Origin of the sequence: Hydrogenoanaerobacterium saccharovorans (assembly GCF_003814745.1) — a bacterium.
GTDB classification, from domain to species: Bacteria; Bacillota; Clostridia; order Oscillospirales; family Ruminococcaceae; genus Hydrogenoanaerobacterium; species Hydrogenoanaerobacterium saccharovorans.
Genome location: NZ_RKRD01000002.1, coordinates 80,691 through 93,572, shown reverse-complemented (window position 1 = coordinate 93,572; position 12,882 = coordinate 80,691). Strand labels below are relative to the sequence as shown.

Here is a 12,882-nt window from a genome sequence, read left to right as displayed (position 1 = left end):
CGCGCAGTGTGTCGCACAGGATGTTGATTGTGCTACGAGTTTAAGTGGAGGATAAGCAGAATGAGACGTGAAAAGTCATGCGGTGCACTTGTGTACCGTAAAAAAGACGATAAAAAGCCCGAATTGCTTCTGATTAAGCACCGTTACGGCGGGCATTGGTCGTTCCCCAAAGGGCATGTGGAGGCTGGCGAAAACGAAGTACAAACCGCTTTGCGCGAAGTAAACGAAGAAACCGGGCTTACCATTGATTTGCTGGACGGTTTTCGAGAGTGTGTGGAATACTACCCGAAACCCAATGTAAAAAAACAAGTGGTTTATTTTTTAGGCTATGCCGAAAACGATCAGGTTCACAAGCAGGATGAAGAAGTCAGCGAAGTTAAGTGGCTGGATATTGACGAAGCACTGAATGCAGTCACTTTTAAAAACGATAAAAATTTAATCTGCCGTGCAAAAAGTTTTTTGCTTGAACTTTGACAGAAAAGGGCGGGGAATTCGATGCCTCGCCTTTCTTTCATGCAACAAATAGAATTGTGATGAAAAATTAAAGGAGTGCTATCCATAGTGTCCCTAAATTTACCCGAAAAAAAGCGTTCATCGCTTTCCACCTCACCGGCGCGCGCTATCTGCCTAAGTTTTTTTGCCGTCATTGCGGTTGGTACATTGTTGCTGACGCTGCCGTATTCGTCGCAGGACGGGCAGTTTACCAACGTTGTGGACGCTTTGTTCACCGCTACCAGTGCTACTTGCGTAACGGGCTTGGTTGTGTTTGATACCGCTACCAAATGGTCGGTCTTCGGGCAGGTTACCATCATTGCGCTAATTCAAATCGGCGGGCTTGGCTTGCTCACCATAACCACATTTTTTAACATTGCCATTGGCAAACGGCTTGGTTTTCGCTCCATGCAGCGTGCGCAAGAGTCCATCAACGTCGACGGTGTTATGGATATTGATAAAATGATACGCATCGTAGTAAAGGCATCTTTCGCGGTGGAGGGCATCGGCGCCGCCATACTAATGCTGGTGTTTGTGCCAAAGTACGGGGTACACGGCATTTTTATCTCTATATTTTTAGCAATTTCGGCGTTTTGCAACGCAGGTTTCGATATTTTAGGCTTTGAAGAAAAATTCATTTCACTCACCAATTACAACGGCAGCCCGATAGTAATTATCGTCATCACCTTCCTGATTATCATTGGCGGGTTGGGCTTTATTGTGTGGGCAGATTTACTGGATTACCGCAAAACAAAAAAGCTGATGCTGCACAGCCGTGTTGTGCTTTTAATGACAGCCCTGCTGATTGTATCGGGCACAGTGATGTTTTTGGTTTGCGAATGGTATAACCCCGCCACCCTGTTGGACATGCCTCTCGGCGAAAAGCTGTCTGCGGCATACTTCCAGTCGGTTTCTACGCGAACCGCAGGTTTTAACACCATTGATATTACTCAAATGTTCCCTGTAACCAAAACGTTTACCATGGTGCTCATGTTTATCGGTGCAGCACCCGGCTCTACCGGCGGCGGAATTAAAGTTACTACCATTTCGGTAGTGGTAGCGACGGTAATTTCGGTGATACGCGGCAGGGAAGATACCATTATTATGAAGCGCAAAGTTGCCAAAAATACCGTTTACAAATCGCTTGCGATTGTAATGCTGGCGGGATTGTTGGTAATTATCGCAGGCAGTGTCGTCTACTTTTCTATGCCGTTGAGTACGCTGGAAACAGGCATTGATTCTATGTTTGAAGCAGTATCGGCGTTTGCAACGGTGGGGCTGTCCTCGGGGGTAACGGCACTTGCCAATATTCCGTCCAAGCTGGTGCTCACTTTAACAATGTTTACCGGCCGTGTGGGCCCCATTTCGTTTGTACTTTCTCTTGCTGCCAACAACGGTATTAAGAAAAACCAGATTATGCCGGACGGTAAAATTATGGTTGGCTAGCCCAATCCATCTAACGATAAAGCTAGAAAACACGATGACTTCACATCGCATCTTCACAAATACCTGGGGTAAAATTCGTATTAAAAAAGAGGTGCAAATGCGCCTCTTTTTGTTTGCTGTAATTGTTAAATTAAGCTGCCCTCACTGCTATGTGGGGAACAAGTAATTTGAAACACATACCCTTGTTCTTGTTGCGTAACAGGGTATTGTATTACACTTTCAAACAGCTCCACCGCTTGAAGCCGCCGAAAGAACATCTCAGGTGATTCCGCTTTTTGTGCGCGGCAGGTAAGTATAATATCATAATGGTCAAACACAATGCCCAATGGCTCCACATCGTCGGGCATAGAGGTTGCAATTTTAAAAAACACCTTACTGTTCAACTGGGGCACGGTATCAAAATTGATGGCGGCATCGGCAAACGCAAACACATAATGTTCCAGTAAACTGACGGTTTTACGGCGCAGCAGTTTGTTTTTCGAGCCGCTCAGCTGCATTTTTTCTTGCTGAAACACCTGTGCGGCAACAAGTTCCCCACCCTTATCTTTTAGTGCGCCGGCAAGAGAGGTACCGGTAACAAGAATAGCTACAGCAAGCAATACACCTACCGCTGCGGTAAGCGCAGACGTGCTGCTTTTTTGCGTGTTCTGTTGTGACGTGCCAAATGATGTCAAGGTAGTCACTCCTAAAATTGATTCAAGTATTCCTCCAAGCAAATTTTCTGGTCCATAATCTTACGGGCATGTTCTTTGCCCACATAGCGGTAATGCCACGGTTCGTAGGTAATTCCGGTAGCCTCCTGTTTATCTTTGGGGTAACGCAGTACAAAGCCATAATCAGCACAGTTTTCGTACAGCCATTTGAACTCATCAAACTTTTCAAAGTCATGCTCAAGGTCGGAGTATTTGGTAAAATAATCTCCCGATACAATATCGGCAGCAAGCCCTGTGTTGTGCTCGCTGGTTCCCGGAGGTGCCACCCATTTCGCCGCTTCTACCGCCGCATCCTGGTCGGAAAGCCCGTTGTTTTTAAGTTGATTTATTTTGTTTTTGTAAAGAACCGCACTGCGCTCGGTAGAGCGGTAAGCTGAACAAATCTGCAAAGAATATCCGTCTGCTTTTGCGGCTGCTATCATGGCTTTCATATCTTCCACAATGCGTTCGTCCAACTGGTAGTTGGCGTTAACATTTGCAAGTTTTACGTTGTAATCACCGCTGAGGCGGTTTTTTGCATTCACCAGTACAAGGCTCCAGTCATCGGCTTGATTGGCAACATTTTGTGCAGAACCGGACGAGACCGAACTGCTTTCACTGCTCATCGAGGATTCGCTCTCCTTGCTGCTTGATGTCATTTCGCTTTTGCTAGAAGATTCTTCACTGGTGGTTTCTTCCCTTCCGCTTTCTTGCAGGGCATCGCTTTCTGATACGATGCTGTCGGATTGTATTGAACTTTCTTCTTTGTTTTTTTTATGATTGCACGCCGCCACACCAATGATGATTGCAAGCATAAGCACTGCAATCATCATGATTGCCGGCATGGGGGATTTGCGGCGCCTGCGGCGTCTGCGGTGGTGACCGCTGTAGTTTTGGGGTGCATTCGCCATTGTATCATTATCCTTTCAAATATCCTGTCGAATTTAAAGATAAATTTATTATAACACAAAAAAATGAACAAAAAAACCGAACAGAACGTTCGGTTTACATTGCTAATTTAAATTTCCAGTATCAAACATGATGGCTGAAAGCGCACATAAAGGCGCGGTTTCGCAGCGAAGAATGCGCTTGCCAAGCGTTGCTGTACGTATGCCATGTTCTATGGCATACGCAACCTCGCTTTCGTCAAAACCGCCCTCTGCGCCAACCACGATGGATATATTTGGGGGGTAATTTTGCAGCAAAGTTCTTAATTTTTCGCCGCCCAGTTCGTAAAAAAGAACGGTAAGCGGGCTTTCACTCATCTGTTGCACCGCTTGTTTGTATTCCAGCACAGGGTGCACCTCCGGTATTCTGGCGCGTCCGCTCTGCTTGGCGGCTTCGTAGGCAATTTTCTGCCAGCGCTCCTGCTTTTTGGCAAGGCTTTTGGCATCGGGGCGCGAAACACAGCGGCGGGTGAGCATCGGGGTAATTTCGCACACACCAAGCTCCACCGCTTTTTGAATAATCAGTTCCATTTTATCCGCCTTGGGCAGTGCCTGATAAAGGTGCACCTTCACATCCGGCTCGGCTGCGCTGTGCTGCGAACGGTCAATCAAAAGGGATACCGCCCCAGCCTGAATCTCTGCAATTTTGCAAAAGTGTTCGATATCCGTGCTGTTTTCGCATACGATGAGATCATCGCCGATACCCATGCGCAATACGCGGCTGATATGTGCCGCATCGTCGCCTGTGATGGTGATGTTATCTCCGTTTGCACGCTCTACAAAAAAACGCGGCATAGGTAACCTCCGGTTGGTAAATAAAATACAAGTTATGCTGTTTTAAAATTAAAACTTACAATCTAACGCTACCCATCCGCCGCTTTCGGCACGCTTAACAATATGCAGCCCAATTGCTTCTAAAGCCGAAACCACTTCGTCGGCACGTTCTGCAATAATGCCCGATGCGATAAACACGCCATCCTGCTTTAAGAATTGGGGGATGACGGGGGAGAGACGGATAATCACATCCGCGACGATGTTGGCACAAATCAGGTCAAACGTGCCGCTCACCTTGTCGGTGAGGTCGCCGCAGAGAAATGTGGTTTTCTCTGTTACATTATTCATCGCGGCGTTTTCGTTGGCAACACGCACCGCGGTATCGTCAATATCAACACCAACTGCCGATTTACCGCCCAGCAGCATCGCCGCAATCGAGAGTATGCCGCTGCCGCAGCCCATATCAAGTACGGTTGTTTGGGCGGTGACGTGCTCTTCCAAAAGCTGCATGCACAATCTGGTGGTATCGTGCGTACCGGTGCCAAATGCCATACCGGGGTCCAGCGAAATCATCACCTCATCCTCGGCAAGGTCGTAATGCTCCCACGAGGGGCAAACCACAAGGCGTTTGCCCACCTTAATGGGATGATAGTATTTCTTCCACTCGGTTGCCCAATCCTCTTCTTTCACCTTTACGGTAGAAATTTCGAAAGGGATTTGCTCGGATGTAAAACGTTCAGTGAGGAACGAAACGGCTTCGTTGGGGTTCTCGGTGGGCTTGATGTAAAGATGAATGAGCGCATGCGTGCGGTCTCTGGCGAGCAGCTCTTCATCGATCAGGTCGATGTGTGCAATTTTGGGTGCTTCTGTAACAAGATCGGAATAATCCTCGATATAAATCCCGTAGGGCACCACCATTTGGGTAATTGCCGCAGCATCGTCCACTTTTGCTGCGGGTACCTTTACGGTTACTTCACTCCACTCCACCAATTAATCCTCTCCCTTCATCGCATCCTTGAGTTTATCAAAAAAGCCTTTGCGCTTTTCGTAGTTTTTATCGTTTGCAAGTGCTTCAAAATCTTTCAGCGCTTGTTTTTGTTTGTTGTTTAAATTTTGGGGTACTTCAATGGTCACCTTAACGTACTGGTCACCCCTGCCGCGCCCGTTTACAAACGGGATACCCTTGTTGCGCAGGCGGAAGGTTGTACCCGGCTGTGTACCCTCAGGCACCTCATAGGTCACTTTACCGTCGATTGTAGGGACGGTGATTTCGTCGCCGAGAGCCGCTTGTGTAAAGGTGATGGGAATTTCGCACCAAACATTAAACCCGTCGCGTGAGAAAATCGGGTCGGGGCGGATACCCACCGTGATGTTGAGATCCCCTGCAGGGCCGGCATTGACGCCGTGGTCGCCCTGACCGCTCATAACAAAAGTCTGCCCGTTATCGATACCCGCAGGCACGTTCACATTTATTTTTTTGGTATGGCGAACACGCCCCATACCGCGGCAATCGCTGCACGGGCTTTTGATAACCTTACCTTTGCCGTTGCACTTGGGGCAGGTTCTGCTGGTTTGGATTACACCAAACGGGGTGCGCTGCTGTACACGTACTTGGCCGGTACCGCCGCAATCGGAGCAAGATTCGGGCGAAGTGCCTTTTGCCGCACCTGTGCCATCGCAAGTTTCGCAGCGCTCCAAGCGCTGAATGGTAACTTCTTTTTGGCAACCCAGCGCCGCCTCGATAAACGAAAGGTTCAGCTGTGTATTTACATCGTTACCGCGAATGGGCCCATTGGGGTTGCGGGTTCTGGTACTGCCGCCAAAACCGCCGCCAAAAAAGCTGCCGAAAATGTCGCCCAAATCAAAATCCATATCGCCAAAGCCGCCAAAGCCTGCACCGCCCGCACCTGCACCATAACTGGGATCAACACCTGCAAAGCCGAACTGGTCGTACTTTTGGCGTTTTTGCGCGTCAGAGAGGACTTCGTAAGCTTCATTTGCTTCTTTAAATTTCGTCTCGGCTTCTTTATCGCCTGGATTTAAATCCGGGTGATATTTTTTCGCAAGACGTCTGTATGCTTTTTTCAGCTCGTCGTCAGAACATCCCTTTTGAACGCCGAGCACTTCGTAATAATCTCTTTTGTCAGGCAAATGTACCACCCTTTATCTATTTCAAATATGCTTACTTAGTTTATCACAAAGCATTTTAATTGTAAAACGCATTTATAGGGGCACGGCATGCCGTGCCCCTACTCTGACATCAAACGAACTATTTGTTATCCTCAGCGTCTTTGTAGTCTGCATCGACATAATCGCCGTCGTTGGGGGCAGACCCCGCATTTGCGGTATCAGCGCCCGGTGCCGCCTCGCCTGCTGCCTGCGTTTTCTCGTATACTTTCGAAGAAACTTCGTAGAATTTCTTCTGCAGTTCCTCTTGTTTTGCTTTGATTGCCTCAACGTCGGTACCTTTCAGTGCCTCTTTGAGTGCTGCAATCTTCGCCTCAAGGTCGGTTTTATCATCGGCAGCAATTTTATCACCAAGGTCGGTGATTGTTTTTTCAGACTGGTAAACCATTTGGTCTGCGCCGTTTCTTACGTCGATTTCTTCGCGGCGTTTCTTATCCTCAGCGGCAAATGCCTCTGCGTCTTTCACAGCCTTTTCGACGTCATCTTTAGACATATTGGTAGATGAGGTAATGGTGATGTTCTGCTCTTTGCCTGTGCCCAGGTCTTTTGCAGAAACGTGTACGATGCCGTTGGCATCAATATCAAAGGTTACTTCGATTTGCGGCACACCGCGGGGTGCAGCGGGGATGCCGTCCAGGCGGAAGTTACCCAAAGTTTTGTTGTCTTTTGCCATCTCACGCTCGCCCTGCAGCACGTGTACCTCAACCGAGGTTTGGCCGTCGGCAGCAGTGGAGAAAATCTGCGATTTTTTGGTTGGGATGGTGGTGTTTCTCTCAATAATTTTGGTGAACACGCCGCCCAGTGTCTCCAAGCCAAGGGACAGGGGAGTAACGTCGAGCAGCAGCAAGCCTTTTACATCGCCGCCGAGTACGCCGCCCTGAATTGCCGCACCAATTGCAACGCATTCATCGGGGTTGATGCCCTTAAACGGCTCTTTGCCTGTAATGCCTTTTACTGCATCTTGTACTGCGGGGATTCTGGAAGAACCGCCGACCAGCAGGATTTTATCCAACTGCGAAGGCTGCAAGCCGCTATCGGACAGAGCCTGACGAACAGGGCCCATGGTTTTCTCAACAAGGTCTGCGGTAAGCTCGTTGAATTTTGCCCTGGTGAGAGTGATATCAAGATGTTTGGGACCGGTTGCATCTGCGGTGATAAACGGCAGGTTGATGCTTGCGGTGGTCATACCCGAAAGCTCAATTTTTGCTTTTTCTGCCGCTTCTTTCAGTCTCTGCATTGCCATTTTATCGCTCGAAAGGTCAATGCCGGTATCTTTTTTGAATTCGGAAGCAAGGTAGTTGATCACGCGCTCGTCAAAGTCGTCACCGCCCAGCTTGTTGTTGCCTGCGGTAGCAAGAACCTCTTGTACACCGTCGCCCATCTCGATGATGGAAACGTCGAAAGTACCGCCGCCAAGGTCGTATACCATTATTTTTTGATCATTTTCTTTATCTACACCGTAAGCCAGTGCCGCAGCGGTAGGCTCGTTGATGATACGTTTTACATCAAGGCCTGCAATTTTGCCTGCGTCTTTGGTTGCCTGTCTCTGCGCATCGGTAAAGTATGCGGGAACAGTGATAACTGCCTCGGTTACCTTTTCGCCCAGATAAGCCTCTGCATCTGCCTTTAATTTTTGCAGAATCATTGCAGAAATTTCTTGCGGGGTGTAAGTTTTATCGTCGATGTGTACTTTGTAGTCGGAGCCCATATGTCTTTTAATCGAACTGATGGTGCGCTCGTGGTTGGTAACAGCCTGACGTTTTGCAACCTGACCAATCATTCTTTCGCCGGTTTTTGCAAATGCCACTACAGACGGCGTGGTGCGTGCGCCCTCGGCGTTTGCAATAACAACCGCCTCGCCGCCTTCCATAACGGCTACGCAAGAGTTTGTTGTACCTAAGTCAATGCCAATGATTTTTCCCATAAATGATTCCTCCAATAGTCGGCGCTGTGCGCCCAAGTTTTAATGCGGTATACACCGCCGGTGTTTCGTAATTATTTATACTTATGAGCAAAGCTCTTTGTTAGTTGGCTACCTGAACCATGGCGTGGCGCAATACCTTGTCGCCAATTTTATAGCCTTTTTGGAATACTGCCGCAATTATGTTTTCACCGAGGGTTTCACTCTCGATATGCATTACGGCATTGTGCAGGTTGGGGTCGAACTCTTTGCCTTCCGCCTCAATTTCTTCTACATTCAGCGCTTTCAGGCATTCTTTAAATGATGTCAGTATCATTTCTACGCCTTTTTTAAACTCTGCATCGGCGCATTCGCTTTCCATAGCGCGGTCGAAGTTATCCAATATCGGTAAAAATTTGGTTACCGTTTGTGCAACCGCCTCGGGGTAAATCTCAAGGCGTTCTTTTTGCGAACGTTTGCGGTAGTTGTCGTACTCGGCAAGGGTTCGCATCAGCTTGTCGCTCATTTCTTCCAGCTGCGTTTTCAGCAAATCAACCTCACTTACTTCTTGTTGAGCAGCAGTTTCTTCCGCAACAGCTTCTTCTGTGTTAACTGCCTCTGTTTTTACTTCGTCCGCCTGAACCTCTTCAGCCTGCGGTGCAGTTTCTTTTGCTTTTTTTGCAGACACTTTTTTGTCTCCTCTCAGCAGCGGGTTTCCGCTTTTGGTATTCAGCGGGATGCCCCGCTGTTTTTATGCCATTAATCTTCGTTTTCAAGGGTATCTGATAACAGTTTTCCTAATGTCTTCGCAAAGTATTCCAGATGCGGTATTAACTTTTGATAGTTCAGCCGAACAGGGCCGACCACACCAATTGCACCACAGCTGTCTTTGCCTATTTTGTAGGTAGCAACCACCACCGAAGAATCGGTGAGCTCCGAAATCGGGTTTTCTTTACCGATCGAAATCTGAACACCCTCTTTTTGAAAGGGGAGTATCTCGGTAATTTTATCACGGTCGCCTATGGTAGTAAGTAAATCGTGTGCCACAGCGTCAAATTCTTTATAGCCTAGAAGATTTGTTTCGCCGCTTGCAAAATACTGGCCGTCATTAATCGCCTTGCAAAGCTCGTAAATACCTGCCAGCAGCGGGGTAAACACACGGGAGTATTCGCCCAGCGCAACCGCTACCGAACTGACATACATCGTAGAAATTTCGTCCATCGAGCGCCCGCCAAAACGGTTGTTTGCAAACTTGTTAAAGAACTCGATGATTTCGCGGTTCAAATTATAGTCTACGCGCGACACCTTATTTTTAATCACGCCGTTGGACGCCACCACCAACATAACCACGGTACGGCGGTCTACAGGCACAATCTCGATACGGCGTACGGTGACATGCTTGGGTGTAATGGTAGTGGAGATGGTAGCACAGTTGGTAAAATGCGCCAACGCATTGGCTGCATCCTCTAGCAAGCGGTCGGGGTCAGGGTCTTTTACATTAAACAGTGCATCAATTTCGTCACGCTCTTCTTCTGTCAGGGGCTTACAGTGCATTAGCTGATTGATATACACCCTGTAGCCAAGGTGCGAAGGGACTCTGCCCGCAGAAGTATGCGGCTGTTCAAGCAGCCCCATATCGAACAGCGCAGACATCTCGTTGCGGATGGTGGCGGGAGATACCTGAAATTCAAGCATCTGCGCCAATGTTTTGCTGCCGATTGGTTCGCCGGTACGAATGTAGTTCTCGACGATAGCTGCAAGTATCTTCAATTTTCTTTGGTCAATCTCCACAGCTTATCACCTCTGAATTGGTTTTAGCACTCTTATCTTTCGAGTGCTAACAACTATTATTTTACACGGAAATCTGCTTTTGTCAAGCGACTTCATAAATTATTTACAAAAAAATAGCAGTCATTCATCTGACTGCTAATCCAATTATTATTCTAAGGGGTAGTTTCTTTTTTCGCTGCTGATTCCGCAGATATAATTTAAATCTACGTTATAGAACTTTGCTAATTTTATCATGCTTTCTAAAGGAATACGTATTTTGCGTGTCTCATAATCAGAGTAGGTTTTTTGACCAACATGGAGCAACTCTGCAATTTGTATTTGCTTTAGATCTTTATCTTCACGCAAAGCTCGCATTCTGTGTGCATAATCATAATTATTAGTTCTTTCCATTATCGTCAGGAAATTTTTGTTCTATATAGTTTATAAGAATCGTCTCAACCATATTAGAAAGGTTTCTGTTTTCATTTTTTGCACAAAGTCTTAACTTATCTACAAGTTCTTCGTTTAAACGAAATGTAAAGTTCTTTTTTTCAATTCCCATCTTTATCACCATCTCTACTATATATTACAATGTATTACAATTTCAAACCTTATATTGCATTGCAATATATTATATAGTATTATGTATACAATATTCGAATTGAGGTGATAGTATATGCCAAACTACGAAAAAATGTACAACGTGCTGTTTAACAAGATAACCAATGTAATTGAACAATTACAGGCAGCACAGCAGGTTACAGAAGAAATTTATGTTGGCACCAGTGAGCAGACCGAAGAAAAAGAGGACGGATAAAACCGTCCTCTTTTTTGTTTATATTATTGTAAGGGCGTTTCGCCATACAAAATGCATTGTTCCACATCAGTGCATCTATTATGCGGGGTGCATCTGCCTATTTGACCGCATACAAATCTGCAAAGAAAAAAGAACGCCGAAGCGTTCTTTATAGTATCAACTCTGCAATTACGGAATTGGAAAGCAAAAAGCCCTGCGGTGTAAGGGCAATTCCCTTATCTGTAAGATGGAGTAACCCCGCTTTTCTCATCGGTTTCGCCTTTTTTATCATTGCGGCCGTGTCCACAGTGGGATATCGTTGTTGTATATCATCAAAGTGCAATCCGCTGGTCAAGCGCAACTTGAGCATAGCGTATTCCTCAAAGTCACCGCCGATGGCATCAAACTTCCAACCTTGTTCGCCGTTACTGGCAACAAAGCCCTGCAAATCACGCTCGTAGTAGCGGCGCTCGCCGTCAATAAAGCTGTGGGCACTGGGGCCTATGCCGATGTACTCCTCACAATTCCAGTATTTTAAATTGTGTCGGCTTGTTTTTTCATCTCGTGCAAAATTCGAAATTTCATATTGGCTGTAGCCCTTGTTTGCAAGGTATTCTACCGCGTGCAGGTAAATTTCTGCCTGCTCGTCGCTGTCGGGGCAGATGGAAAGAATATTGTTTGCGTAAAACGGCGTACCCTCTTCTACTTTGAGCAGATACGACGAAATATGCTCAATGCCGAGGTCAGCGCAAAAGTCGATCGAGCGCTCCACCGAATGTGCTGTCTGGCGCGGAATGCCCATCATAATATCTAGGCTGATGTTATCAAAACCCGCAGTACGGGCATCCTCCACCGCGCGCCTTGCCTCGTCAGGGGTATGCCCCCTGCCCAAAAACGCCAGCTCCTCCGGCACCGCACTTTGCAGACCCATTGAAAGGCGGTTTACGCCTGCTTTATGCAAATCGGCAAGCGTTTGCAGCAGAGTGGAATGGGGGTTTGCCTCTAAAGTAATTTCGGCGTTATGCAGCCCAAAGCCTGCATTGGCGTGGTTTAAGATGTTTGCAAGACGTGACGCACCTAATAAAACAGGCGTTCCTCCGCCGAAATACAGCGTATCGGCAGGGTAGGGGTAACGGGCTGACATACGGTCGATGCAGGTACACACAGCGGATGTGTACGCGTCCATTGTATCGTCATCCGCTTTGAGCGAATAAAAATCGCAATAAGGGCATTTGCTTACACAAAACGGAACATGGATATAGAGCCCGATTTTCTTTGAAACCTTTTCCATCATTTGAGCGGACCGAAGTTTTTAAACGGCCAAATGGTAAAGCGCGCTTTGCCCATAATTTTATCTGCAGAGATATAGGGTTCATCCCAATAACGTGCATCCAGCGAGCCGCTGCGGTTGTCACCCAAAAACAGGTAGTGCCCCTGCGGTATACGGAATTTGGCGGGCTCTGCCAGCTTGTTAACCACATAGGGTTCTTCGTAATATTCGCCGTTAATATAAAGTTTGCCTTCCTCGTCGAGGGTAATTTCTTCACCCGGCAAACCTATGCAGCGTTTGAGCAGGGTCTGGTCCATTTCGTCGCTGCGGAATACCAAAATATCGCCGCGCTTTACATTCTTTTCGGGGTTGTACATGCGGGTGGCAAACAGCCAACTATGTTCGTCCACAGTGGGGATCATCGAGCCGGTAGGCACCACCGCAAAAAAACATATAAACTTAACAATCAGTACAATGACCAGAATTTCCAGTGCAAATGGAATAACCCACTCTTTGAGTACTCTCTTAAATGTATCCATTTCTTGTCCTCTCTGCGGGCAGCACCCCCCGGCAACCGAACAGCAAGTTGGCTGTAAGCCGGAGGCACG

15 protein-coding genes are annotated in these 12,882 nt (G+C 47.2%); 3 read left to right on the top strand and 12 right to left on the bottom strand.

Annotation, left to right across the window (positions count from 1 at the left end):
* The first annotated feature begins 60 nt into the window (after window positions 1–60).
* Both EDD70_RS10505 and EDD70_RS10500 read left to right on the top strand, forming a co-directional pair.
* Window positions 61–474, top strand: a complete 414-nt coding sequence (locus EDD70_RS10505) for a bis(5'-nucleosyl)-tetraphosphatase (RefSeq protein ID WP_092754964.1) — start codon at window positions 61–63, stop codon at window positions 472–474.
* Window positions 475–561: 87 nt separating this feature from the next.
* Window positions 562–1,938, top strand: a complete 1,377-nt coding sequence (locus EDD70_RS10500) for a TrkH family potassium uptake protein (RefSeq protein ID WP_162840896.1) — start codon at window positions 562–564, stop codon at window positions 1,936–1,938.
* 125 nt (window positions 1,939–2,063) lie between these two features.
* On the opposite strand, the gene EDD70_RS10495 is transcribed toward EDD70_RS10500, so the two are convergent.
* The 10 genes from EDD70_RS10495 to EDD70_RS14945 form a co-directional block, all read right to left on the bottom strand.
* Window positions 2,064–2,612, bottom strand: a complete 549-nt coding sequence (locus EDD70_RS10495; RefSeq protein WP_092754958.1) for a hypothetical protein — start codon at window positions 2,610–2,612, stop codon at window positions 2,064–2,066.
* Window positions 2,613–2,623: 11 nt separating this feature from the next.
* The gene (locus EDD70_RS10490; RefSeq protein WP_092754955.1) at window positions 2,624–3,541 is read right to left on the bottom strand and encodes a M15 family metallopeptidase; all 918 of its coding nucleotides are present in this window, start codon (window positions 3,539–3,541) and stop codon (window positions 2,624–2,626) included.
* A 102-nt stretch (window positions 3,542–3,643) separates the two neighbouring features.
* The gene (locus tag EDD70_RS10485; RefSeq protein ID WP_092754952.1) at window positions 3,644–4,372 is read right to left on the bottom strand and encodes a 16S rRNA (uracil(1498)-N(3))-methyltransferase; all 729 of its coding nucleotides are present in this window, start codon (window positions 4,370–4,372) and stop codon (window positions 3,644–3,646) included.
* 48 nt (window positions 4,373–4,420) lie between these two features.
* Window positions 4,421–5,338 (bottom strand): 50S ribosomal protein L11 methyltransferase, encoded by a 918-nt coding sequence (gene prmA, locus EDD70_RS10480; protein ID WP_092755743.1) that lies wholly within the window; start codon window positions 5,336–5,338, stop codon window positions 4,421–4,423.
* A 3-nt stretch (window positions 5,339–5,341) separates the two neighbouring features.
* Window positions 5,342–6,502: a molecular chaperone DnaJ gene (gene dnaJ, locus EDD70_RS10475; RefSeq protein WP_092754949.1), complete on the bottom strand. Its 1,161-nt coding sequence runs from the start codon at window positions 6,500–6,502 to the stop codon at window positions 5,342–5,344.
* Between the two features lie 118 nt (window positions 6,503–6,620).
* Entirely contained in the window at window positions 6,621–8,462 is a 1,842-nt protein-coding gene (gene dnaK, locus EDD70_RS10470) for a molecular chaperone DnaK (protein ID WP_092754946.1), read from the bottom strand.
* A gap of 100 nt (window positions 8,463–8,562) precedes the next feature.
* Window positions 8,563–9,126, bottom strand: a complete 564-nt coding sequence (gene grpE / locus EDD70_RS10465) for a nucleotide exchange factor GrpE (protein ID WP_092754943.1) — start codon at window positions 9,124–9,126, stop codon at window positions 8,563–8,565.
* Between the two features lie 71 nt (window positions 9,127–9,197).
* Window positions 9,198–10,229, bottom strand: coding sequence for a heat-inducible transcriptional repressor HrcA (gene hrcA, locus EDD70_RS10460; protein WP_092754940.1), 1,032 nt, complete (start codon window positions 10,227–10,229; stop codon window positions 9,198–9,200).
* Between the two features lie 147 nt (window positions 10,230–10,376).
* On the bottom strand, window positions 10,377–10,583 hold the full coding sequence (locus EDD70_RS10455; protein WP_341465130.1) for a helix-turn-helix domain-containing protein: 207 nt from the start codon (window positions 10,581–10,583) through the stop codon (window positions 10,377–10,379).
* Between the two features lie 22 nt (window positions 10,584–10,605).
* Window positions 10,606–10,770 (bottom strand): hypothetical protein, encoded by a 165-nt coding sequence (locus EDD70_RS14945; RefSeq protein ID WP_162840895.1) that lies wholly within the window; start codon window positions 10,768–10,770, stop codon window positions 10,606–10,608.
* 114 nt (window positions 10,771–10,884) lie between these two features.
* Between EDD70_RS14945 and EDD70_RS14940 the strand changes: the two genes are divergently transcribed.
* Complete coding sequence (locus EDD70_RS14940; RefSeq protein ID WP_162840894.1) at window positions 10,885–11,025, top strand: hypothetical protein; 141 nt, start codon at window positions 10,885–10,887, stop codon at window positions 11,023–11,025.
* Window positions 11,026–11,173: 148 nt separating this feature from the next.
* Here the strand turns inward: EDD70_RS14940 and hemW are convergent, their stop codons facing one another.
* Together hemW and lepB are read right to left on the bottom strand one after the other, a co-directional pair.
* On the bottom strand, window positions 11,174–12,298 hold the full coding sequence (gene hemW / locus EDD70_RS10450) for a radical SAM family heme chaperone HemW (protein WP_242943149.1): 1,125 nt from the start codon (window positions 12,296–12,298) through the stop codon (window positions 11,174–11,176).
* Window positions 12,295–12,813, bottom strand: coding sequence for a signal peptidase I (lepB, locus tag EDD70_RS10445; protein WP_092754935.1), 519 nt, complete (start codon window positions 12,811–12,813; stop codon window positions 12,295–12,297). Before lepB ends, hemW begins: the two co-directional genes overlap by 4 nt.
* Window positions 12,814–12,882: the final 69 nt, after the last annotated feature.

Coding starts and splice junctions, on each gene's coding strand:
- EDD70_RS10485 (WP_092754952.1), bottom strand. CDS start 4,372: ATGCCGCGTTTTTTTGTAGAGCGTGCAAACGGAGATAACATCACCATC.
- EDD70_RS10455 (WP_341465130.1), bottom strand. CDS start 10,583: ATGCGAGCTTTGCGTGAAGATAAAGATCTAAAGCAAATACAAATTGCA.
- EDD70_RS14940 (WP_162840894.1), top strand. CDS start 10,885: ATGCCAAACTACGAAAAAATGTACAACGTGCTGTTTAACAAGATAACC.
- EDD70_RS10490 (WP_092754955.1), bottom strand. CDS start 3,541: ATGGCGAATGCACCCCAAAACTACAGCGGTCACCACCGCAGACGCCGC.
- EDD70_RS10505 (WP_092754964.1), top strand. CDS start 61: ATGAGACGTGAAAAGTCATGCGGTGCACTTGTGTACCGTAAAAAAGAC.
- lepB (WP_092754935.1), bottom strand. CDS start 12,813: ATGGATACATTTAAGAGAGTACTCAAAGAGTGGGTTATTCCATTTGCA.
- EDD70_RS14945 (WP_162840895.1), bottom strand. CDS start 10,770: ATGGGAATTGAAAAAAAGAACTTTACATTTCGTTTAAACGAAGAACTT.
- dnaK (WP_092754946.1), bottom strand. CDS start 8,462: ATGGGAAAAATCATTGGCATTGACTTAGGTACAACAAACTCTTGCGTA.
- hemW (WP_242943149.1), bottom strand. CDS start 12,298: ATGATGGAAAAGGTTTCAAAGAAAATCGGGCTCTATATCCATGTTCCG.